At 71.3% G+C, this 21,011-nt stretch carries 18 protein-coding genes; 13 read left to right on the forward strand and 5 right to left on the reverse strand.

All coding sequences use genetic code 11. The annotated features are described in order from the left end of the window. Positions 1 to 187 precede the first annotated feature (187 nt). The 6 genes from B2515_RS04580 to B2515_RS04605 are packed head-to-tail and all read left to right on the forward strand — an operon-like array spanning position 188 to position 6,181. A complete protein-coding gene (locus B2515_RS04580) occupies positions 188 to 856 on the forward strand; it encodes a DUF4129 domain-containing protein (protein WP_293874219.1) in 669 nt (222 codons plus the stop codon). Next, a complete protein-coding gene (locus tag B2515_RS04585; RefSeq protein WP_293874221.1) occupies positions 853 to 2,067 on the forward strand; it encodes a hypothetical protein in 1,215 nt (404 codons plus the stop codon). The genes B2515_RS04580 and B2515_RS04585 overlap by 4 nt, the downstream gene beginning before the upstream one ends. After that, the gene (locus tag B2515_RS04590) at positions 2,064 to 3,020 is read left to right on the forward strand and encodes an AAA family ATPase (RefSeq protein WP_293874223.1); all 957 of its coding nucleotides are present in this window, start codon (positions 2,064 to 2,066) and stop codon (positions 3,018 to 3,020) included. The genes B2515_RS04585 and B2515_RS04590 overlap by 4 nt, the downstream gene beginning before the upstream one ends. After that, positions 3,017 to 4,321 (forward strand): DUF58 domain-containing protein, encoded by a 1,305-nt coding sequence (locus tag B2515_RS04595; RefSeq protein ID WP_293874225.1) that lies wholly within the window; start codon positions 3,017 to 3,019, stop codon positions 4,319 to 4,321. Before B2515_RS04590 ends, B2515_RS04595 begins: the two co-directional genes overlap by 4 nt. Next, positions 4,318 to 5,340 carry a stage II sporulation protein M gene (locus tag B2515_RS04600; RefSeq protein ID WP_293874227.1) on the forward strand — a complete coding sequence of 341 codons (1,023 nt, stop codon included), beginning with the start codon at positions 4,318 to 4,320 and terminating at the stop codon, positions 5,338 to 5,340. The genes B2515_RS04595 and B2515_RS04600 overlap by 4 nt, the downstream gene beginning before the upstream one ends. After that, positions 5,318 to 6,181 (forward strand): RDD family protein, encoded by an 864-nt coding sequence (locus tag B2515_RS04605; protein ID WP_293874229.1) that lies wholly within the window; start codon positions 5,318 to 5,320, stop codon positions 6,179 to 6,181. Before B2515_RS04600 ends, B2515_RS04605 begins: the two co-directional genes overlap by 23 nt. Here the strand turns inward: B2515_RS04605 and B2515_RS04610 are convergent. Together B2515_RS04610 and B2515_RS04615 are read right to left on the reverse strand one after the other, a co-directional pair. After that, positions 6,178 to 7,578 carry a sensor histidine kinase gene (locus B2515_RS04610; RefSeq protein WP_293874231.1) on the reverse strand — a complete coding sequence of 467 codons (1,401 nt, stop codon included), beginning with the start codon at positions 7,576 to 7,578 and terminating at the stop codon, positions 6,178 to 6,180. The genes B2515_RS04605 and B2515_RS04610 overlap by 4 nt on opposite strands. Continuing rightward, entirely contained in the window at positions 7,575 to 8,228 is a 654-nt protein-coding gene (locus B2515_RS04615) for a response regulator (RefSeq protein ID WP_293874337.1), read from the reverse strand. Before B2515_RS04615 ends, B2515_RS04610 begins: the two co-directional genes overlap by 4 nt. A 107-nt stretch (positions 8,229 to 8,335) precedes the next feature. On the opposite strand from B2515_RS04615, the gene B2515_RS04620 reads away from it, so the two are divergent. The 5 genes from B2515_RS04620 (at position 8,336) to B2515_RS04640 (ending at position 14,182) form a co-directional block, all read left to right on the forward strand. After that, the gene (locus B2515_RS04620; RefSeq protein WP_293874233.1) at positions 8,336 to 9,424 is read left to right on the forward strand and encodes an ABC transporter substrate-binding protein; all 1,089 of its coding nucleotides are present in this window, start codon (positions 8,336 to 8,338) and stop codon (positions 9,422 to 9,424) included. Further along, positions 9,421 to 10,893, forward strand: a complete 1,473-nt coding sequence (locus B2515_RS04625) for an OprO/OprP family phosphate-selective porin (protein WP_293874236.1) — start codon at positions 9,421 to 9,423, stop codon at positions 10,891 to 10,893. The genes B2515_RS04620 and B2515_RS04625 overlap by 4 nt, the downstream gene beginning before the upstream one ends. 28 nt (positions 10,894 to 10,921) lie before the next feature. Further along, on the forward strand, positions 10,922 to 12,226 hold the full coding sequence (locus B2515_RS04630) for a CitMHS family transporter (RefSeq protein WP_293874239.1): 1,305 nt from the start codon (positions 10,922 to 10,924) through the stop codon (positions 12,224 to 12,226). Positions 12,227 to 12,276: 50 nt separating this feature from the next. Beyond that, positions 12,277 to 12,909: an alpha/beta fold hydrolase gene (locus B2515_RS04635; RefSeq protein ID WP_293874241.1), complete on the forward strand. Its 633-nt coding sequence runs from the start codon at positions 12,277 to 12,279 to the stop codon at positions 12,907 to 12,909. Between the two features lie 73 nt (positions 12,910 to 12,982). After that, positions 12,983 to 14,182 carry an SGNH/GDSL hydrolase family protein gene (locus B2515_RS04640; RefSeq protein WP_293874244.1) on the forward strand — a complete coding sequence of 400 codons (1,200 nt, stop codon included), beginning with the start codon at positions 12,983 to 12,985 and terminating at the stop codon, positions 14,180 to 14,182. Between the two features lie 28 nt (positions 14,183 to 14,210). Here the strand turns inward: B2515_RS04640 and xylA are convergent, their stop codons facing one another. From xylA to B2515_RS04655, 3 genes are read right to left on the reverse strand one after another with little or no spacing between them, the layout of a single operon-like run. Beyond that, positions 14,211 to 15,518 (reverse strand): xylose isomerase, encoded by a 1,308-nt coding sequence (xylA, locus tag B2515_RS04645; RefSeq protein ID WP_293874247.1) that lies wholly within the window; start codon positions 15,516 to 15,518, stop codon positions 14,211 to 14,213. Beyond that, on the reverse strand, positions 15,519 to 16,961 hold the full coding sequence (gene xylB / locus B2515_RS04650) for a xylulokinase (RefSeq protein WP_293874250.1): 1,443 nt from the start codon (positions 16,959 to 16,961) through the stop codon (positions 15,519 to 15,521). Continuing rightward, positions 16,961 to 18,049 (reverse strand): glycoside hydrolase family 43 protein, encoded by a 1,089-nt coding sequence (locus B2515_RS04655; RefSeq protein ID WP_293874253.1) that lies wholly within the window; start codon positions 18,047 to 18,049, stop codon positions 16,961 to 16,963. Before B2515_RS04655 ends, xylB begins: the two co-directional genes overlap by 1 nt. A 191-nt stretch (positions 18,050 to 18,240) precedes the next feature. On the opposite strand from B2515_RS04655, the gene B2515_RS04660 reads away from it, so the two are divergent. Continuing rightward, complete coding sequence (locus B2515_RS04660; protein ID WP_293874256.1) at positions 18,241 to 19,320, forward strand: LacI family DNA-binding transcriptional regulator; 1,080 nt, start codon at positions 18,241 to 18,243, stop codon at positions 19,318 to 19,320. 143 nt (positions 19,321 to 19,463) lie between these two features. Further along, positions 19,464 to 20,888, forward strand: coding sequence for a sugar porter family MFS transporter (locus tag B2515_RS04665; RefSeq protein WP_293874258.1), 1,425 nt, complete (start codon positions 19,464 to 19,466; stop codon positions 20,886 to 20,888). Positions 20,889 to 21,011 lie beyond the last annotated feature (123 nt).

Below are 21,011 nucleotides of genomic sequence, written 5' to 3' on the forward strand. Positions count from 1 at the left end.
GAAGGCGATGGTGGCGGCCGATCCGGAGGCTGTCCAGCCCGATCGACGGGCAGGCGGATTTCGGTGATTGCGCGACGGGCCGATCCGGCTAGGTTCGCCGCGGGGCGTGCCTGATGCCGTCGGGCATCGGGGCTCGGAGGGTAGGGGCTGGGAGGGTAGTATCGCGGCGTCAGCACAGGATCCGGCGGTGGCCGACCGGCTCGCCGCAGCGCATGCCGCGCTGCGCGCCGATCCGTCGATCCAGTTCACGCTGACGCGTCCGCCGCCGCCGCCGCAGACGCCGGAATGGCTGGAGACGATCGGCCGCTGGATCGCCGCGGCGTTCCGCCCGGTCGGGCGGCTGCTCGGCTGGATCGCGAGCCTGATGCCAGATGCGCCTTATGCCCGCATCCTGCTGTGGACGCTGCTCGTGGCGGTCGCGGCGGCGATGGTCTGGATGGTGGTCGAGCGCATCCGCTCGGGCGAATGGCGCCTGCCCCGGCGGCGGCGCGGTGCGCCCATGGCGGAAAGCGACGGCGACGGCTGGGTGCCCGATGCGGCGCCGGCGCGGGCGTGGCTGCGCGAGGCGGACCGGCTCGCCGCGGAGGGGCGCTTCGCCGAGGCGATCCATTCCCTGCTGTTCCATTCGATCGACGATATCGCCCGCCGCCGCCCGCAGTTGCGCCGGCCGTCGCTGACCGCGCGCGAACTCGCCGCCGCGCCCATGCTGCCGGCGGCGGTGCGGCCGCTGTTCGCCAGCATCGCCGCGCCGGTCGAGCGCAGCCAGTTCGGTGGCCGGCCCGTCGCCGATGCGGACTGGCAGGCGGCGCGCGCCGCTTATGCCGGTTTCGCGCTGCCGCAGGCGTGGCGTTCATGAGCGAGGTCGCGATCGGCGCGCGGGCGCGGGCGGACAGCGTCTTTGCGCCGCTGACCGTGGCGTTGCTGCTGGTCATCGGCGTGCTGGGGTTCGCCGGATCGCTGCTGCTCGGTGCCTATGCGCCCGATTTCGCATCGGGTCGCAACGCCGGCGCGCATGCGCTGTCGCATGCGGCGACCGGCTATGCGGGGATCGTCGAGCTGGCCCGGGCGACCGGGCGCAACCCGCGAATCCTGCGCGCCGAGGAGGGGTGGGATACCGAGGATCTGGTGGTCGCCACCCCCGACCACGGCACCGTCGACGTCAGCACGTTCATGGAGATGCGGCGCAATCGCGCGACGCTGATCGTCCTGCCGAAATGGGCGAGCGTGGCGGACGACGCGGTCGAGGGCTGGGTCGACGTCGCCGGGCTGCTGGCGGCCGCGGACCCGGCGGCGATGCTGGCGCCGGCGACGGAGATGACGGTCACCCGCCGGCCGAGCAGGGCGCGGCCGCTGCGCCCGGTGGCCTGGGCGCCCAAAACGCTGGCGGTGGCGGCGCCGCGACCGTTGCAGGCGGTGACCGGGCCGGCGCTGACGCCGCTGGTCAGCGACGATGCCGGCCGGATCGTGCTGGGGCAGGTGTCCGGCACCAACACCTATATCCTCGCCGACCCCGACCTGCTGGCCAACCACGGCATCCGGCGGCTGGACCGGGCCCGCGCCGCGCTCGACCTCATCGATTTCGTCAATGCGACCGGGGCGCAGGGCGTCGCCTTCGACGTGACGCTCAACGGGCTGGGGCGCGGCCGCAGTCCGTTGAAGCTCGCATTCGAGCCGCCGTTCCTGGCGATGACGCTCGCCATCCTCGTCGCGCTGGCGCTGGTCGGCTGGCAGGCGCTGGTCCGCTTCGGCGCGGCGCACCCGCGCGCCCGCGCGATCGCCTTCGGCAAGGCGGCGCTGGTCGACAACAGCGCGATGATCGTGCGCAAGGCGGGGCGCGAGGGCGGGCTCGGCGGGCGTTATGCGGCGCTGGTCCGCGAACGCGCGCGCGCGATCTTCGGCGTGCCGCCGGGCCTGTCCGACGACGACGCCGACCGCTATCTCGACCGGCTGCGCGGGGGGAGCAGGTTCAGCGCGCTCGCCGCCGACGCGACCCGCGCCGATCATCGCGACGACATGCTGGCCGCCGCACGGGCGCTCCATCGATGGCAACAGGAGAAGACACGGTGACGGTTGAAGAGGTCCAGGCGCTGGGGCAGGCGATCCGCGCCGAGATCGGCAAGGCGGTGGTCGGCCACGACGGCACCGTCGACCTGCTGCTGGTGGCGCTGTTCGCGGGCGGGCATATCCTGCTGGAAGGGCCGCCGGGCACCGCCAAAACGCTGATCGCACACAGCTTCGCGCACACGGTCGGGCTCGATTTCGGGCGCATCCAGTTCACCCCCGACCTGATGCCGGGCGATATCATCGGCGCCAATCTGTTCAACTTCCAGACGTCGACCTTCACGCTGACGCGCGGCCCGATCTTCACCGAATTGCTGCTCGCGGACGAGATCAACCGCACCTCGCCCAAGACGCAGGCGGCGCTGCTGGAGGCGATGCAGGAGCGTACCGTCACGATCGACGGCGAAAGCCTGCCGCTGAGCAACCGCTTCATGGTGGTGGCGACGCAGAATCCGATCGAGCAGCAGGGCGTCTATCCGCTGCCCGAGGCGCAGCTCGACCGGTTCCTGTTCAAGCAGACGGTGGCCTATCCAAGTGCGGAGGAGGAGCGGCGGATCGTCGCGGCGCATGGCGCGCGCGCCGCCGCGATGTCGCCGGCCGACTGGGGCGTCGCGCGCTGCACGGATGCGGCGACGATCGATGCCGCGGTGAAGACGGTCGCGGGCGTTCAGCTCGTCGATGCGGTGATCGACTATATCGTCGCGCTGGTCCGCGGCACCCGCGACGTCGCCGATCTGGAGAGCGGCGCCTCGCCGCGCGCGGGCGCGATGCTGGCGGGCGCGGCGCGGGCGCGGGCGGCGCTCGACGGCCGCGACTTCGTCATCCCCGACGACGTCAAGGCGCTCGCCCCCGCGCTGCTGCGCCATCGCCTGATCCTGTCCCCCGCGGCGGAAATCGGTGGGCGCGGCATCGAGGATGTCGTCGCGCAGATCATCGAGACGATCGAGGCGCCGCGTTGATCTATCCGACCCGCATGGCGGTGCTGGCAGCGGCGATCGGGGCTCCGGTCGCGCTGCTGGTCGCCATGCTGGTGCCGGGGCGCTGGTATGCGGGGCTCGGCTGGCCGTTCGCGCTGCTGCTGCTGGTGCTCACCGATGCGCTGCTTGGGCGCGGCCGAGCGAGCGCGACGCTGGCGCTGCCGCCAAGCGCGTCGATCGGCGTGCCGCTGACCGTGCCGGTCGGCGTGACGATCGCAGGAGCGGCGCGGGCGAAGACCGCACAGGTGGCGCTGGCGCCCGACCCGCTGCTCGCCGGCGACGACCGGTTCGACGTCATGCTGGCCGGCGGGCGCGGCGAGGGGGCAATAATGCTGACGCCGGTGCGGCGCGGCACCGCGCGGCTCGATACCCTGTGGGTGCGCTGGGCGGGGCCGCTCGGGCTGGTCTGGCGGCAGGCGCGGATCGGAACGGGGCAGGTGCTGCCGGTACTGCCCGATGTCGAGGCGATCCGGCGGCAGGGCGCGCAGGTGTTCCAGCGCCACGCGGTGCAGGGCCTGCTCGCGCAGAGCGACCGCGGCGACGGCACCGATTTCGACGCGCTGGTCGAATTCCGCTCGGGGATGGACCGGCGCGCGATCGACTGGAAACAGTCGGCGCGCCACCTGAAGCTGCACGCCAAGGAATATCGCACCGAACGCAACAGCCAGATCGTCTTCGCGATCGATGCGGGGCGGCAGATGTCGGAGCCGGTCGGCGGCATCCCGCGCGTCGACCGCGCGGTGTCGGCGGCGCTGCTGACCGGCTGGGTGGCGCTGAAGCTGGGCGACCGGGTCGCGCTCCACGCCTTCGATTCGCGCCCCCGCGTCGCGAGCGGCTTCATCGGCGGATCGGCGGCCTTTCCCGCGCTGCAGCAGCTGGCGGCGGGGATCGATTACAGCGGCGAGGAAACCAATTACACCTTTGCGCTGACGACGATGGCGGCGGGGCTGACGCGGCGGTCGATGATCGTGCTGTTCACCGAATTCACCGACCCGACCTCCGCCGATTTCATGGTCCGCGCGGTCGCGCGGCTGCTGCGCACGCATCTGGTGCTGATCGTCGTGCTGCGCGACGAGGAGCTGGAGACGATCGTCGCGCGCGCCCCCGCGACGCCCGCCGACGTCACCCGCGCGGTGACCGCCGCGGCGCTGCTCCGCGACCGGCGGCTGGTGCTGCTGCGCCTGCGGCACCTCGGCGTCCACGTCATCGAGAGCCCGTACGATCAGGTGCCCGAGCGGCTGGTCGAGGGCTATGTCGACCTCAAGCGGAGGAGCCTGTTGTGAGCGCATTCGTCGATGCCGCCCCGCCGCCGCTCAACGCCAGCCGCTTTCGCGCGGCGCACGGCGCCGACTGGGCGCGGCTGGACGCATTGCTCGGCCGGATCGAGAAGCGTTCGGTGCGGGTGCTGGCCGACGACGATCTGCTCGCGTTGCCGCTGCTCTACCGGTCGGCGCTGTCGTCGCTGTCGGTGGCGCGCGAGACGTCGCTCGACCGGGCGCTGGTCGCCTATCTCGAGCAATTGTGCGCGCGCGCCTATTTCCAGATCTACGGCGTGTCGGATTCGGCGTGGCGCGACCTCGGGCGGTTCTTCACGCACGGCTGGCCGGCGGCGGTCGCGTCGCTGTGGCGCGAGACGCTGGTGATGGCGGTGCTGACGCTGGCGGGGACGCTCGCCGCCTATGCGCTGGTGCGGGCGGACCCGTCGTGGTTCTTCGGCATCATCCCCGAAGGCCTGGCGGGCGGGCGCGATCCGGGCGCCTCGGCGGCGATGCTGCGCAACACCCTCTACACGACCCAGCAGGACGGGCTGGGCGTGTTCGCCAGCTTCCTGTTCGGGCACAATGCGCAGATCGCGATCTTCGCCTTCGCGCTCGGCTTCGCCTTTGTCGTGCCGACCGCGCTGCTGGTGCTGTACAACGGACTGACGCTCGGCGCGATGATCGCGGTGTTCGCCGATAAGGGGCTCGGCCCGAATTTCGGCGCGTGGCTGGCGATCCACGGCACGACGGAGCTGTTCGCGATCATGATCGCCGGCGCGGCGGGGATGCGGATCGGCACCGCGATCGCCTTTCCGGGGGCGCAGGAGCGGATGGTCGCGCTGGTCGCCGCCGGGCGCACCGCGGCGGTCGCGGTCGCCGGGGTGGTGCTGATGCTGGCGGTGGCGGCGATCCTGGAAGGGGTCGGGCGGCAGGTGGTGACCGGCGACGGCGCACGGCTGGGGATCGGGGCGGCGATGCTGGCGGCGTGGCTGGTCTATTATTACGGGATCGGGAGGCGGCATGCGCATTGGTCGCCGGACTAGGGGGCCGGCGTCGCTGCGGCGCGGCTTCGTCACGCCGGAGGGCGTCGACCTGCAGCTCGAGCTGGGCGGGGCCGGTACGCGCGCGGCAGCGTTCCTGATCGACGTCGGCGCGATGCTGGTCGCGCTGATCGTCGCGACGATCGCGCTCGCCTATATCGACCGGTCGACCGGTGCCGACATCGCCAAGATCCTGTGGCTGATCGGCGCCTTCCTGTTGCGCAACGGCTGGTTCGTCCTGTTCGAGATGGGCGGACGCGGCGCGACGCCGGGCAAGCGGCTGATGGGGCTGCGCGTCGTCGCGCGCGACGGGGCGCGGCTGACCGCGGGCGCGGTGCTGGCGCGCAACGCGATGCGCGAGATCGAGGTGTTCCTGCCGCTGTCCTTCCTCGGCGCGCAGGCGGCGGCGGGGACGGCGGATGCGTTCCTGACCATCTTCGCGCTGTTGTGGACGGGTATCTTCCTGTTCTTCCCGCTGTTCAACCGCGACCGGCTGCGGATCGGCGATCTGGTGGCGGGGACGTGGGTGGTGCAGACCGTGGTGCGGACGCTCGCGGTCGATCTGGCGGTGACCGCGGAACGGCCGCGCCGCCGGTTCCCGGAGGCGGCGCTGGCGCTGTACGGCGTCTACGAATTGCAGACGCTGGAGGACGTGCTGCGCGGCGGCGACCCGGTCGCGATCGGGGCGGTCGCGGCGACGATCCGGCGCAAGGCGGGGCTGGCCGATCAGGGCGACGATGCGGCGTTCCTGACGGATTATTACACCGCACTGTGCGCGCGGCTGGAAAGCGGCCTCCTGGTCGGCCGGCGGCGTCGCGACAAGTTCGAAGGCGCGGCGCGCTAGAAGCGCAGGCGGACGATCAGGCCCGGCGCGGCATCCGCCAGCGTCACGCGCGCGCCGATCCGCGCCGCCGCCGAGCGGACGACGGCGAGGCCGAGGCCGCTGCCGTCGGGGCCGGCGGGGTCGCCGAGCCGGACGAAGCGCTCGAACACGCGCTCCCGGTCGGCGGCGGCGATGCCGGGGCCGTCGTCGCGCACGGACAGCAGCGTCGCGCCGTCCGCCGCGGTGGCGATGGCGACCGTCACCGTCCCGCCGGGGCGGTTGTAGCGGATGCCGTTGTCGACAAGGTTGCCGAGGATCTCGACCAGCAGGGTGCGGTGGCCGGTGACCGGCATCGGCGCATCGGGGGCGTCGAGCTGCAGCTCGACCCCCGCCTCGATCGCCGCGCCGATGCGGCGGCTGATGACGCGCACCGCCACCTCGCGCAGGTCGACGCGTTCGAGCGGCGGGGCGACGCCCGCCTCCTCGGCGCGGGCGAGCGCGAGCAGCTGCACGAGCAGCCGTTCGAGGCGGGCGACCGCGGTCGCAATCTCGTCCAGCGCCTCGCGCGAGCCGCGGCGGGCGAGCTCGATCTGCACCTTGAGCACCGACAGGGGTGTGCGCATCTGGTGCGACGCGTCGGCGGTGAAGCGCCGCGTCGCCGCGGTGGCGGTGTCGAGCTGCGCGAGCAGGCGGTCGAACGCCTCGGCGAGCGGGCGCAGTTCGAGCGGCAGCGGCCCGGCGTCGATCGGCGACAGGTCGGGCGCGGCGGGGCCGTTGCGCGCCTCCACCGCGCCGCGCAGCCGGGCGAGCGGGCGCAGGCTCCAGCCGAGCGCGGGGCGGAGCAGCAGGATGGCGATGCCGACCAGCGCGACCTCGCCGCCGAACAGCGCGATCAGCAGCCGGCGGGTGAGTGCGCGGCGGCCGTCGAGCGTCTCGGCGATCTGGACGACGACCGGGCGCTCGATCGCGGGCAGCGCGCGGCGCACCTCGGCGATGCGGATGCGCTGGCCGCGATAGCTGGCGAAGCGGAAGCGCGGCTGGTCGATCGCGAGGTCGTCGGGCGCGGGCGCGGGCAGGTCGGCATAGCCGGTGAGCAGGTCGCCGCCGACCGCGATCCGGTAATAGACGTTGTCGCGCTCGCTGTTCTCCAACATGCCGAAGGCGGCGGGCGGCAGGTCGAGCGTCACCTCGCCGCGTTCGACCTGCACCGTCTCGGCGATCGCGCCGAGCGCGCCGCCGAGCACGCGGTCGTTGGTGCGGCGGACGACGTCGGCGATCAGCGCCGCACCGGCGATGCCGAGCAGTATCGCGACGCCGAGCAGCGGCCCGATCATCGCCACCAGCAGCCGCGTCCGCAGCGCGATCGAACGCGGGGCGGTCCTCCCGCCCGTCGTCTGGCCCGTCGTCCGGCCCGTCATCCGGCATCTAGCAGATAGCCGACGCCGCGGATCGTGCGGATCTGCGGGCCGTCGGGGGCGAGCTTGCTGCGCAGCCGGGTGACGTTGACCTCGATCGCATTGGGGCCGACCGGCTCGTCATAGCCGAACACCTCGGCGAGCAGCAGCTCGCGCGGCACGACCTGTCCCGCCCGGGTGGCGAGCGCGTCGAGCACCGCCCATTCGCGCCGGCGCAGGTCGAGCGCGCGGCCGGCGACCTCCGCCTGGCCCGACGAACGGTTGAGCGTCAGCGCGCCGATCGTCACCGCCGCCGCCGGATCGCCGCCGCGCCGCCGCCCGAGCGCGCGGACGCGGGCCTCCAGCTCGACCGGTTCGAACGGCTTGCGCAGATAATCGTCGGCGCCGAGGTCGAGCCCGCGCACCCGGTCGTCGAGCGCGTCGCGCGCGGTCAGCATCAGCACCGGCACCCGCTCGCCGCGCCGCCGCAGCCGTTCGAGCACGGTGAAGCCGTCGATATCGGGCAGGCCGACGTCGAGGATGACCAGCGCATAGGGTTCGCCCGACACCAAGGTCAGCGCCTCCTCGCCGCTGGCGGTGTGATCGACCGCATGGCCGCTGGCGCGCAGCAGCGCGGCGATGCTGCGGGCGAGCGCGGCATCATCCTCGATCATCAGGATCCGCACGGGCGACACCGGTGAAAGGTTGCTGACAGGTGCGCCTCGTATTCCACGGTGGCAGCTTATCCGATCACAGAAGCGGAAAAGCGAGAGGAGCCGGGATGAGGTCTGTCCTATTTCTGACGATGACGTGGCTGACGGTCGCCGTACCGGCGCAGGCCCAGTTGCGCCCCGAGTCGCGTCCGGCCGGCTATCCACGCTCCTATGACGCGCTGATCGCGACGGCGAAGGCGGAGCGCGGGCTCACCATCTACGGCAATGCCGATCGCGCCGAGCTGGTCGGCGTCGTCGCCGCCTTCCGCCGCGCCTATCCGGGCATCGCGGTGCGCTACGCCGATCTCGGCTCGCTCGACATCTATCGCCGGCTGGTCACCGAGACGCGGGCGAAGCGCCCCTCCGCCGACCTCGTCTGGTCGTCGGCGATGGCGTTGCAGGTCAAGCTCATCAACGACGGCTATGCGCAGGGCTATGCCAGCCCGGAAAAGCCGGCGCTGCCGCCGCAGGCGGTGTGGAAGAACATGGGCTATGGCGTCACCGCCGAGCCGATCGGCATCGTCTACAACCGCCGTCTGATCCCCGATGCGCAGATGCCGCGCAGCCATGCCGCGCTGGAGGCGATGCTGCGCCGGCGGCGGGTCGCGTTCACCGGCAAGGTGACGACCTTCGACCCCGCCCGTTCCAACGTCGGCTATCTCTATCTGGCGCAGGACATGGCGATCACCCGCGACAGCCGCGCGCTGCTGCGCAGCATCGCGGCGACGAAGCCGGTGCTGCAGGCGAACACCGAACCGATGCTCGCCGCGGTCGCCGCGGGGAAGCAGGCGATCGCCTATAACGTCATCGGATCCTATGCGCTGGAACAGGCGAAGCGCGATCCCCGGCTGGGCGTCGTCCTGCCCGCGGATTACACCATCGTCACCTCGCGCATCGCCTTCATCGCGCGCGATGCGCGGGCGCCGGCCAGCGCGCGGCTGTTCCTCGATTTCCTGCTGTCGCGGCGCGGCCAGAGCCTGCTCGCCGCGCGCAGCCTGTGGCCGGTGCGCACCGACGTGCCGGCGCGGCGGCTGCCCGCGGCGCAGGCGCGCCCGATCCGCGTCGGGCCGCAATTGCTCGTCCACCTCGACCGCATCACCCGCCAGCGCTTCCTGCGCGACTGGCAGGCGATCCTTGCCGGAGCCCCGACCCCATGATCCTGCGTACCGGGAGCGCCCTGTTGGCGCTCGTCATCGCCACGCCTGCGCTCGCGCAGACGCCGAGCCCGTCCGACCTCGCCGACCTCGTCCGCGCCCAGGCGGCGGAGATCGCGACGCTGAAGGCGCGGCTCGACCGGCTGGAGGGGCAGCAGACGGCGGTGGCCGCACCGGCACCGGCACCTGTGCCCACCCCGCCGCAGGTCGCGCAGGCCGCCGAGCCGCGCCGGACGGTGCCGTTCGCGCCGCAGCTCGTGCCGCCCGGGCCCGCCGACCGCGACGTGACGCAGGCACTGGCGGCGCGCGACAATCCATCGGGGATCACCACCGAATGGGGATCGGGGCTGCCGGTGTTCCACTCGGCGGACGGCGTCTACACGTTCAAGCCGCGCGGTCGCATCCTCGCCGACGTCAGCAGCACCTTCGGGTCGAAGTCCGACACGCGCAACCTGACGACCACCGGCATGCGCGCGCTGCGCCTCGGCCTCGAAGGCGGGGTCGGCACGCATTTCTTCTACCAGATGGAGGCGGATTTCTCGGAGAACGAGGTCGACGTCGTCACCGCCTTCATGGGCTGGCGCGACCGGATCCGGCCGGGCCTCGATTACGATGTACGCGCCGGGCACCTGTTCAACGACCGCGGCTTCGAAGGATCGACGGGGTCGGATTCGACGCCGTTCCTCGAACGCACCACGGTCGCCACCGCGATCATCCCGCAGCGCGGCTTCTACGGCATCGGCATCATGCCGCGGCTGTTCTGGAAGACCGGCCACGCCTCGCTGACCGTCACCGGCGACCGGGTCGACGGCACGCAGGCGGTCAGCGACGGGCGCACGGTGCTGGGCCGCGCCCATTGGAATCCGGTCAAGACCGACGACACGGTGCTGCATCTGGGCCTCTGGGGCTTCGACGAGAGCCTGTCGTCCGCCGCGACGACGCTGACCCGCAACACGGTGATCGGCGGACGGTTCAACGGCGGCCTGCGGGTGTCGACCGGGCCGCTGCTCGGCGGCACCGGCACGACCGGCTACGGCCTCGAATTCGGCGGCTATCGCGGGCCGGTGTGGGTGATGGCGGAGGCCGGTCGCCGCGACGCCCGTCTTGACGCCGGGCGCCACGATTTCACCAGCAAGGCGTGGAGCCTGTCGGGCGGGTTCTTCCTCACCGGCGACCTGCCGCCGTACAATCCGCGGCTCGGCAGCTTCGGCCAGCCCAAGGTGCTCAAGCCCACCTTCGACGGCGGTCCGGGCGCGATCGAGCTGACCGCGCGCTACGAAAGCCTCGATTACACCGACCTCGTTACCGGCGGCGAGGGCTGGGCGGGGACGCTGGGCGTCAACTGGTATCTCAACAGCTTCACCCGGTTCCAGGTCAACGCGATCCACTGGAACACCGACAACCGCAGCGGCGCGGTGACCGGCAGCGACGACGGCGAAACCGTCAGTGCCCGCGTCGCCGTGACCTTCTGACCTTTTCGACATCGAGGACCTAACGCCCATGAACCTGGCGCTGCTCGGCTTCCTGATGGTGGCCACCTTCATGACGCTCATCATGACCCGGCGGATGACGCCGCTGGTCGCGCTGATCGTCATCCCGACGATCTTCGGCATCGTCGCCGGCCAGGCCGCGGGCCTGGGCGACATGATGATCGACGGGATCAAGAACCTCGCGCCGACCGGCGTGATGCTGCTGTTCGCGATCCTGTTCTTCTCGACGATGACCGATACCGGATTGTTCGATCCGCTGGTCGGCAAGCTCATCCGGCTGGTCCATGGCGACCCGACCCGCATCCTGCTGGGGACGGTGGTGCTGTGCGCGCTGGTCAGCCTCGATGGCGACGGGTCGACGACCTATATCATCACGATCGCCGCGCTGCTGCCGCTCTACAAGCGCTACGACATGAACCGGCTGTACCTGTGCTGCCTGTTGATGGCGACCAGCGGCATCATGAACCTGACGCCATGGGGCGGGCCGACCGCGCGCGCGGCGAGCGCGCTGAAGCTCGATCCGGCGACGCTGTTCCTGCCGCTGATCCCCGGGATGATCGCAGGGCTCGCCGGCCTGCTCGCGCTCGCCGTGTGGTTCGGCCGCAAGGAGCGCGCGCGCATCGGTACGGTCGAGACGCGCGAGGAGGCGGAGTTCACCGGCATGGCCGTGTCGCAATATCCCGAGGCGCGGCGGCCGCGGCTGATCTGGTTCAACGGGCTGCTGGTGGTGACGCTGCTGACGCTGCTAGTCTGGGGGCTGCTGCCGCTGTCGGTGCTGATGATGATCGCCTTCGCGATCGCGATGATCGTCAATTATCCCGGCGTCGCCGAACAGAAGGAGCGGATCGCCGCGCATGCCGGCAACGTGCTGTCGGTCGTGTCGCTGATCTTCGCCGCGGGCATCTTCACCGGCATCCTCGGCGGCACCGGCATGGTCGAGGCGATGAGCAAGGAGGTGGTCGGCATGATCCCGCCGGCGCTGGGGCCGTATATGGCGCCGATCACCGCCGCGCTGAGCCTGCCCTTCACCTTCTTCATCTCCAACGACGCCTTCTATTTCGGGATGCTGCCGATCCTGGCGGAGGCGGGCGCGCATTACGGCGTGTCGCCGATGGCGATCGCGCGCGCGTCGCTGATGGGGCAGCCGGTGCATCTGCTCAGCCCGCTGGTGCCCTCGACCTATCTGCTCGTCAGCCTCGCCGGCATCGACCTGGCCGACCATCAAAGGTTCACGCTGCTGCCCGCCACGCTGGTGTGCGTCGTGATGACGCTGGTCGGCATGATCGCGCTCGCCTTTCCATTCGTGGCGGGCTGAGCGTGGCGGCGCTTCGCAGAAGTCACGCGGATCACCCGCGTGCGCCGTTGATGCTGCTGCCCGCGATGGGCTGCGACGGGCAATTATGGGCGCGGCAGATCATGGATCTGGGCGACGTCGCCGAGCCCGAGTTCGGCGACCTGTCGCAGGATGCGACGATCGCGGCGATGGCGGCGCGGGTGCTCGCCGATGCGCCGCCGCGCTTCGCGGTCGCGGGCGTCAGCCTGGGCGGGTATGTCGCGCTCGAGCTGCTGCGGCAGGCGCCGGCGCGGGTGACGCGCATCGCGCTGTTCGGCACGCGCGCGTCGATGGAGGCCCGGACGCGCTCGGTCGCCGATCAGGGATCGATCGCGACCGCGCCGCATGCCGACCCGCAGCTGTCGGCGATCGTCAGCGGCCCGGCGGCGGCGATGGCGGAGCGCGTCGGCCCCGCCGTCTTCGCCCGCCAGCAGCGCGCCCTGCTCGCCCGTCCCGACATCGCCGAGGCGATCGCGGCGATCCGCGTGCCGACGCTGGTCGCGGTCGGCGATCGCGACCGCATCTGCACGCCCGACGATGCGCTGGCGTTGGCGAAGCTGATCCCGCACGCGCATTTCCACATGCTGCGGTCCTGCGGGCATCTGTCGCCGATGGAGCGGCCGGGCGAGGTGACGCAATTGCTGCGCGACTGGCTGCGCGGCTAGCGGCGTCATAACCGCTTGCGCGCCGGGGGGCGGGGCATCCAGAAGGGTGTCCGTTCCCCGAAAGGACCTGCGCATGCTGTCGTCGCTGTTGCCCGCCCTGTTGCTCGCCGCCGCACCGGCTCCCGCCGCCTGTCCGTGGCAGGCGAGCTGGGGAACGTCGGTGATGCAGCCGGGGGCCGATTCGACCCTGCCTGCCGGCCGGCTCGCCGATGCGACGTTGCGGCAGGTGATGCGGGTCAGCGTCGGCGGCGACAGCGTGCGGGTGCGGCTGTCCAATGCCTTCGGCCGCGCGCCGCTGCGCATCGACGGTGCCGCGATCGGCCGGGTCGCGGCGAACACCGCCGCGACACTGGCGCCGGGCAGCAGCCGCGCGCTGACCTTCGCCGGGCGCGCCGACGTGCTGATCCCCGCGGGCGCCGACTGGTGGAGCGATCCGGTCTCGCTGCCGGTCGCCGCCTTCGCCGATCTGGCGGTCAGCCTGCATCTGCCCGCGGATCCCGAGGGGCAGACCGGCCATCCCGGATCGCGCGCCACGTCCTATCTGGCGAAGGGCGCGCATGTCGCCGACACCGCGCTGCCGGGCGCGGACACGACGCCGCACTGGTACTTCGTCGGCGGGATCGAAGTGCGCCGCTGCGGCAGCGCGCGCGGGATCGTCGCGTTCGGCGATTCGATCACCGACGGCCATGGCGTGGCGATCGATTCGAACGGGCGCTGGACCGACGTGCTCGCGCGCCGGCTGGGCGGCCGTCGGGCGGTGGTCAACCAGGGGATCAGCGGCAACCGCATCCTGCGCGACGGCACCGGGCCGAACGCGCTCGCCCGCTTCGAACGCGACGTGCTGTCGCAGGCGGGCGTCGGCCATGTCGTGCTGCTGGAGGGGATCAACGACGTCGGCGTGCTGCAGCGCGACGCCCCGGCGGGCGTCGGCGAACAGGATGCGCTGATCGCGCAGGTGACGGCGGGCTATGCGCAGATGGTCGCGCGGGCGCACCAGCGCGGGATCCGGGTCTATGGCGGTACGATCCTGCCGTTCATGGCGAACCGCTATTACCATCCCGACGCGGCGTCGGAGCGGATGCGCCAGGCGATCAACGCCTGGATCCGCACCCCCGGCCATTTCGATGCGGTGATCGATTTCGACGCGGCGCTGCGCGATCCGGCCCGCCCCGCCTATCTCGCCCCCGCCTATGACAGCGGCGACGGCCTGCACCCCGGCGCCGCCGGCTATCGCGCTATGGCGGACGCGGTGCCGGTGACGCTGTTCCGCTAGCGTCGACCGGCACCGCCGTCCGGATCGGTCAGACGAAGCGGTTGACGAGATTCTCCAGCCGCTCCTGCCGGCCCGAACGCGGCTTCGGATCGATCGCGCGTGCGACGGCGAGGTCGGCGATGCCGACGAGGTCGAGGCCGGCGATCGCGCTGCCGAAGTCGCCGGTCCAGCCGGCATAGCGTTCGGTCCGGGCCGCATCGAGCCGCCCGTCCTCGATCAGCGCGGCGGCGTTGAGCAGCCCCTTCGCCACCACGTCGATGCCGCCGATATGGCCGTGGAACAGGTCCACCGCGTCGATCGACTGGCGGCGCACCTTGGCATCGAAGTTGAACCCGCCGGTGGTGAAGCCGCCCGCGCGCAGGATCTCCAGCATCGCCAGCGTCATCTCCTCGACCGAGTTCGGGAATTGGTCGGTATCCCAGCCGTTCTGCGGATCGCCGCGATTGGCGTCGATCGAGCCGAAGATGCCGAGCGCGCCCGCGGTCGCGATCTCGTGTTCGAACGTGTGGCCCGACAGCGTGGCGTGGTTCGCCTCGATGTTGACGCGCACCTCGTTCTCGAGGCCGTAGCGCTTGAGGAAGCCGTATACGGTCGCGGTGTCGAAGTCGTATTGATGCTTGGTCGGCTCGTGCGGCTTGGGTTCGATCAGGATCGTGCCGGTGAAGCCGATCCGGTGCTTGTGTTCGACCACGAGGCCGAGGAAGCGGCCGAGATTGTCGAGCTCGCGCTTCATGTCGGTGTTGAGCAGCGTCTCATAGCCCTCGCGGCCGCCCCACAGCACGTAGTTCTGGCCGCCGAGCCGGTGCGTCGCCTCCAGCGCGTCGCGGACCTGCATCGCGCCGAACGCGAACACCTCCGGATCGGGGTTGGTCGCGCCGCCGGCGGCGAAACGGGGGTGGCTGAACAGGTTGGCGGTGCCCCACAGCAATTGGCGGCCCGATGCCGCCTGCAACCGCTCGAGATGGTCGACCGCCTCGGCGAAGGAGCGGCGGTGTTCGGCGACATTGCCGGCATCCGCCATCACGTCGACGTCGTGGAAGCAATAATAAGGCACGTCGAGCTTCGCGAAGAAATCGAACGCGACCTCGCGCTTCTGCGCCGCGGCGGCGGCGTCGTTGGCACCGCGATGCCACGGCCGGTCGAAGGTGCCGCCGCCGAACACGTCGCTGCCCGGCCAGCAGAAGCTGTGCCAGAAACAGGCGGCGAAGCGCAGATGCTCGGCCATCGTCTTGCCGAGAACGACGCGGTCCTTGTCGTAGAAGCGATAGGCGAGGTCGTTGTCGCTGTCCGGCCCTTCGTAGCGGATCTGCGGAATGTCGGCGAAGAAGTCGGCCATCTAGAGGGTCCTTATGCGGGGATAGGCGTCGCGGAAGGCGGCGTATTTGGGGGCGAGGCGGTCGACGAGCGCCGGATCGGGGGCGATGACGTGGCTGACCGGCGGCGGCTGGCAGACGTCGGCAGGGGTGCCGCCGTCGACCGCGAGCTGCGCGAGCCGGGCGGCGCCGAGCGCGGGGCCGACCTCGCCGCCCTTCAGATAGACGAGCTCGACGTTCATCGCGGCGGCGAGCGTCTCGCCCCAATAGCGCGAGCGGGCGCCGCCACCGATCACCGACAGCCGCTCGACCGTCGTGCCGGCGTCGCGGACGACGCCGAGGCCGTCGGCGAGCGCGAAGCCGACCCCCTCCAGCACCGCCTGCGCGAGGGCGTCGGGGCCGCTGTCGTTGTCGAGGCGGAGGAAGGCGCCGCGCACCTGCGCATCGTTGTGCGGGGTGCGTTCGCCGGACAGATAGGGGAGGAAGAGTTCGGGGCCGGAGGCCGGGCCGGCGCGCTCGGCCCGCGCGAACAGGTCGGCGGCGCCGTCCGCGCCGGTGAGCCGCGCAACCCAGTCGATACAGGCGGCGGCGGAGAGATGGACCGCCATCTGGTGCCACATGTCCGGCACGCAATGACAGAAGGCGTGGACCGCGCCGGCGACATTGGGACGGAAGCCGTCGGTGGCGACGAAGATCACCCCCGACGTGCCGAGCGACAGCAGGGCATCGCCGTCGCGCACCGCGCCGACACCGGCCGCGCCCGCGGCATTGTCGCCGCCGCCGCCCGCGACGGGAACCGCGTCCATCCCCCAGTCGGCAGCGACGTCGGGGCGCAGGCGACCGGTCGCGGCGCTGCCCTCGACCAGCCGCGGCATCTGTTCCTCGGTTAGGCCGGTGGCGGCGAGCAGCGTGTCGCTCCACCGGCGTTCCGCGACGTCGAGCCACAGCGTGCCGGCGGAATCCGACACGTCCGACGCCATGTCGCCGGTCATCCGCAGCCGGACGTAATCCTTGGGCAGCAGCACGGTGGCGATGCGGTCGAACACCTCGGGTTCGTGATGGCGGACCCATTGCAGCTTGGGCGCGGTGAAGCCCGGCATGACGAGGTTGCCGCCGATCGCGTGGAAGGCCGGCGTCGCCGCCTCCAGCTCGGCGCATTCGGCGGCGGAGCGGCCGTCGTTCCACAGGATCGCAGGCCGCAGCGGCCGGTCGTCCGCACCGAGCAGCGTCGCGCCGTGCATCTGCCCGGCAAGGCCGATGCCGCGCACCTGCCGCCGGATCGCCGGGTCGATCGCCCGCACGGCGGCGGTGGTCGCATCCCACCAGGCGTCGGGGTCCTGTTCCGACCAGGACGGATGGGGGCGCTGTACGGTCAGCGCGGCGGTGCCCTGCCCGACGACCTGGCCGGCGGTGTCCAGCACCACCGCCTTCACGCCGGACGTGCCGATATCGATGCCGAGGAACATCAGGCGGCGAACGGATCGAGCGGGCGGATCGTGCCGTCCGGGTTGAACGTCAGTTCGGTGACCTTGGCCGAACGCAGGTGGTTCCGGTTCGACAGCTGGGTGTCGTGGTAGAACAGCCACCATTTGCCCTGGAAGGCGACGATCGAATGATGCGTCGTCCAGCCCTGCACCGGCGACAGGATATGGCCGGCGTAGCGGAACGGGCCATAGGGTGACGCGCCGATCGCATAGTTGAGGAAGTGGGTGTCACCGGTCGAATAGGTGAAATAATATCTGCCGCCGCGCTTGAACGTCCATGCCGCTTCGAAGAAGCGGCGGTCGTGGTCGCCGCCGAGGATCGGCTTGCCGGCCGCGTCGGTGATGACGACGGCGCGGGGGCGTTCGGCGAACTGCGTCATGTCCGCGCGCATCCGCGCGATCCGGGGGGCGAGGGCGGGGCGGTCGTCCCGCTTCAGGTCGGTGTCGCCACCGTCCGGGTCGTAGGTGCCGGTGGCCCAGCGCTGCAGCTGCCCGCCCCAGATGCCGCCGAAATACATGTAGCTCCGGCCGTCGTCGTCGGTGAACACCGCCGGGTCGATCGAATAGCTGCCGCGGATCGGTTGCGGCTCCGCCCGGAACGGGCCGGTCGTCGACCGCGAGGTGGCGACGCCGATGCGGAAGATGCCCTGTCTGTCGCGGGCGGGCATGTAGAGATAATAGGTGCCGTTCCGGTACGCCGCATCGGGCGCCCAGGTCTGCTTCGATGCCCAGGGAATCTGCTTCACGTCGATCGCGACCGGGTGGACGGTCACCGGGCCGCCGATCCGGTCCATGCTGAGAACGCGATAATCGTGCATCGCATATTGGCTGCCGAGGTCGTCGTCGGGGATGCCCGCATCGACGTCGTGGCTGGGATAGACGTAGAGCCTGCCGCCGAAGACGTGCGCCGAAGGATCGGCGGTGTAGATATCGGTGACCAGCGGCTGGGACCGGTAGCCGCGGCCATCAGGGCTACGCGGTGCCGTTCCGGCGGGCGAAGTCGTCCGGGCGAGGGCGGTGGTGGCGGCAAGTGCGGCGGTCGCCAGACACAGCGTCATACGAGGGGGCATGGCCCGTGATCCTTCCTGTCCGACGGCCTTCTGGCGAGACCTGCGCGACCGCCCACGCGGTCTAGATAGCGCTACCATATGGCGGCATCCCACGGCGCGCAAGGCATATGCGGCACGGGGGCGCTCTTGCTCCGCCTGCCGCTTGCGTCCATGCCTGTCCGGTTTCCTCTCCGGATTGGCCGACCCGCCGCATGCGCCCACCCACCGCCGCCCCGCCCCGTTCCTCCCGCCGCTCGGGGTCCGCGCCGACGATCAGCGACGTGGCGCGGCGTGCGGGCGTGTCGCCGATGACCGTGTCGCGCGTCATCAACGGCGAGACCAACGTCCGCCCGACGACGCGCGAGGCGGTGAATGCGGCGATCAGCGCGCTCAATTACGCACCCAATCCGGCGGCGCGCAGCCTGGCCGGGGCAGGGCCGGCGCGGATCGGCCTGCTCTACAGCAACCCCAGCGCCGGCTTCCTCAGCGAATTCCTGCTCGGCAGCCTCGACCAGGCGAGCCGCAGCGACGTGCAGATCGTCGTCGAGAAATGCGATCTGGGCGACCATGAGCTGGAGGTCGCGCAACATCTGGTCGACGGCGGCATCGACGGCATCATCCTGCCGCCGCCGCTGTGCGAGGCACCGGCGCTGCTCGCGCTGCTCGCCGCCGCGAACGTGCCGACGATCGCGGTGGCGACCGGCCTGCCCGCCGCGAGCCAGCTGGCGATCCGCATCGACGACCGCGAGGCGGCGGCGACGATGACGCGGCATATCATGGACCTGGGCCATCGCCGCATCGGCTTCATCAAGGGCAATCCCAACCTGTCCGCCAGCGACCAAAGGCTGGAGGGCTATCGCGAGGCGCTGACCGCCGCCGACATCCCGGTCGATCCGGCGTTGATCGTCGACGGATTGTTCACCTATCTCTCCGGCCTCGATGCCGCGGAGCAACTGCTCGAACAGGACGACCCGCCGACCGCGATCTTCTCGTCCAACGACGACATGGCGGCGGCGACGGTGGCGGTGGCGCATCGCCGCGGGCTGGACGTGCCGGGCGACCTGACGGTGTGCGGGTTCGACGACACGACGCTGTCGACCGCGATCTGGCCGGAACTGACCACGATCCACCAGCCGATCGCCGACATGGCGCGCGCCGCGGTCGAACTGCTCGTCGGCACGCTGCGCCGGCAGAAGGGCGGGGAGGGCATGCCGCAGCAGCAGGTGCTCGATTATACGCTGATCCGCCGCCAGTCGGACGCGCCGCCGCGGCGTCGTCCACGCGCCCGCTAAGCGCCGTCCCGTCCGCGCACGCCGCTTGACGCGGGGCCGGATGGTGATAGCGTTACCAGAATAAGGTGCGGTCCATCGCCGGCGAACAGGCTCGCCCGCGGTTCGACACGCGCCGGCCGGCGGCCGCCGGCGGAGGAGAGACGATGACGGACAGCGCGCGCGCGGCGGGGGGCACCGCCACCAATCACGGCTTCATCGCGGCGATCGTCGCGGTCGCCACGATCGGCGGTTTCATGTTCGGCTATGATTCGGGGGTCATCAACGGCACCCAGAAGGGGCTGGAGGCGGCGTTCGACCTCGGCCGGCTCGGCATCGGCGTCAACGTCGGCGCGATCCTGGTAGGTTCGGCGATCGGCGCGTTCGGGGCGGGGCGGCTGGCCGATGCGATCGGGCGACGCAACGTGATGATGATCGCCGCTTTCCTGTTCCTCGTCAGCGCGATGCTGGCGGGCGCCGCCAACGGATCGGTCGTCTTCATCATCGCGCGCATCATCGGCGGCCTCGGCGTCGGCGCGGCGAGCGTGATCTCGCCCGTCTATATCTCCGAAGTCACCCCCGCCTCGATCCGCGGCCGGCTGTCGAGCGTGCAGCAGGTGATGATCATCACCGGCCTGACCGGCGCCTTCGTCGCGAATTTCGCGCTCGCGCGCTACGCCGGCGGATCGACGGCGGACTTCTGGCTCGGCTTTCCGGCGTGGCGCTGGATGTTCTGGCTGCAGGCGATCCCGGCGGCGATCTATCTCGTCGCGCTGCTGGTGATCCCCGAAAGCCCGCGCTTCCTCGTCGCCAAGGGGCGCGATGCCGAGGCGCATGTCGTGCTCACCCGCCTGTTCGGCAGCGCCGAGGCGGATCGCAAGGTCGGCGAGATCCGCCGCAGCCTCGCCGCGGACCACCACAAGCCGAGGCTGTCCGACCTGCGCGACAAGACGACGGGCAAGATCCGCCCGATCCTGTGGGCGGGCATCGGCCTTGCCGTGTTCCAGCAGTTCGTCGGCATCAACGTCGTCTTCTATTATGGCGCGGTGCTGTGGGAGGCGGTCGGCTTCACCGAAGACAATGCGTTGCAGATCAACATCCTGTCGGGCGTGCTGTCGATCGCGGCGTGCCTGTTCACGATCCTGACGGTCGACCGGATCGGCCGCAAGCCGCTGCTGCTGGTCGGATCGGCGGGCATGGCGGTGACGCTGGCGGTGGTCGCCTATGCCTTTTCCACCGCGGTCACCGATGCGGCGGGCGCGGTGTCGCTGCCCGGCAACAACGGCATCCTCGCGCTGGTCGCGGCCAATCTGTACGTCATCTTCTTCAACGCCAGCTGGGGCCCGGTGATGTGGGTGATGCTGGGCGAAATGTTCCCCAACCAGATCCGCGGATCGGGGCTGGCGGTGTCGGGCTTCGCGCAGTGGATCGCCAATGCCGCGATCTCGGTCAGCTTCCCGGCGCTGGCGGTGTCGCCGGGGCTGTCGGCGACCTATTTCGGCTATGCCTTCTTCGCGGCGGTGTCGTTCTTCTTCGTGCGGGCGATGGTCAACGAAACCCGCGGGCGCGAGCTGGAGGATATGGCGGGTTAGATCGGATCGACGGTCCGGTTCGGGCGAAGACGAGCGGGTTCGCGCGGAGGCGCAGAGGACACGGGGGTGCTGTCCTCGCCTCATCCGCGGCCCTCCCATTACGCCGTCGTGATGACAGGGCCA

It is taken from the genome of Sphingomonas sp. UBA978 (assembly GCF_002292295.1).
Lineage (GTDB): Bacteria > Pseudomonadota > Alphaproteobacteria > Sphingomonadales > Sphingomonadaceae > Sphingomonas.

Bases quoted from the DNA above. Each gene is read 5' to 3' on its own strand.
- B2515_RS04620 (WP_293874233.1), top strand. From the start codon at position 8,336: ATGAGGTCTGTCCTATTTCTGACGATGACGTGGCTGACGGTCGCCGTA.
- B2515_RS04630 (WP_293874239.1), top strand. From the start codon at position 10,922: ATGAACCTGGCGCTGCTCGGCTTCCTGATGGTGGCCACCTTCATGACG.
- B2515_RS04660 (WP_293874256.1), top strand. From the start codon at position 18,241: ATGCGCCCACCCACCGCCGCCCCGCCCCGTTCCTCCCGCCGCTCGGGG.
- B2515_RS04665 (WP_293874258.1), top strand. From the start codon at position 19,464: ATGACGGACAGCGCGCGCGCGGCGGGGGGCACCGCCACCAATCACGGC.
- B2515_RS04625 (WP_293874236.1), top strand. From the start codon at position 9,421: ATGATCCTGCGTACCGGGAGCGCCCTGTTGGCGCTCGTCATCGCCACG.
- B2515_RS04585 (WP_293874221.1), top strand. From the start codon at position 853: ATGAGCGAGGTCGCGATCGGCGCGCGGGCGCGGGCGGACAGCGTCTTT.
- B2515_RS04635 (WP_293874241.1), top strand. From the start codon at position 12,277: ATGCTGCTGCCCGCGATGGGCTGCGACGGGCAATTATGGGCGCGGCAG.
- B2515_RS04610 (WP_293874231.1), bottom strand. From the start codon at position 7,578: ATGACGGGCCGGACGACGGGCCAGACGACGGGCGGGAGGACCGCCCCG.
- B2515_RS04605 (WP_293874229.1), top strand. From the start codon at position 5,318: ATGCGCATTGGTCGCCGGACTAGGGGGCCGGCGTCGCTGCGGCGCGGC.
- B2515_RS04615 (WP_293874337.1), bottom strand. From the start codon at position 8,228: ATGATCGAGGATGATGCCGCGCTCGCCCGCAGCATCGCCGCGCTGCTG.
- B2515_RS04640 (WP_293874244.1), top strand. From the start codon at position 12,983: ATGCTGTCGTCGCTGTTGCCCGCCCTGTTGCTCGCCGCCGCACCGGCT.
- xylA (WP_293874247.1), bottom strand. From the start codon at position 15,518: ATGGCCGACTTCTTCGCCGACATTCCGCAGATCCGCTACGAAGGGCCG.
- xylB (WP_293874250.1), bottom strand. From the start codon at position 16,961: ATGTTCCTCGGCATCGATATCGGCACGTCCGGCGTGAAGGCGGTGGTG.
- B2515_RS04655 (WP_293874253.1), bottom strand. From the start codon at position 18,049: ATGCCCCCTCGTATGACGCTGTGTCTGGCGACCGCCGCACTTGCCGCC.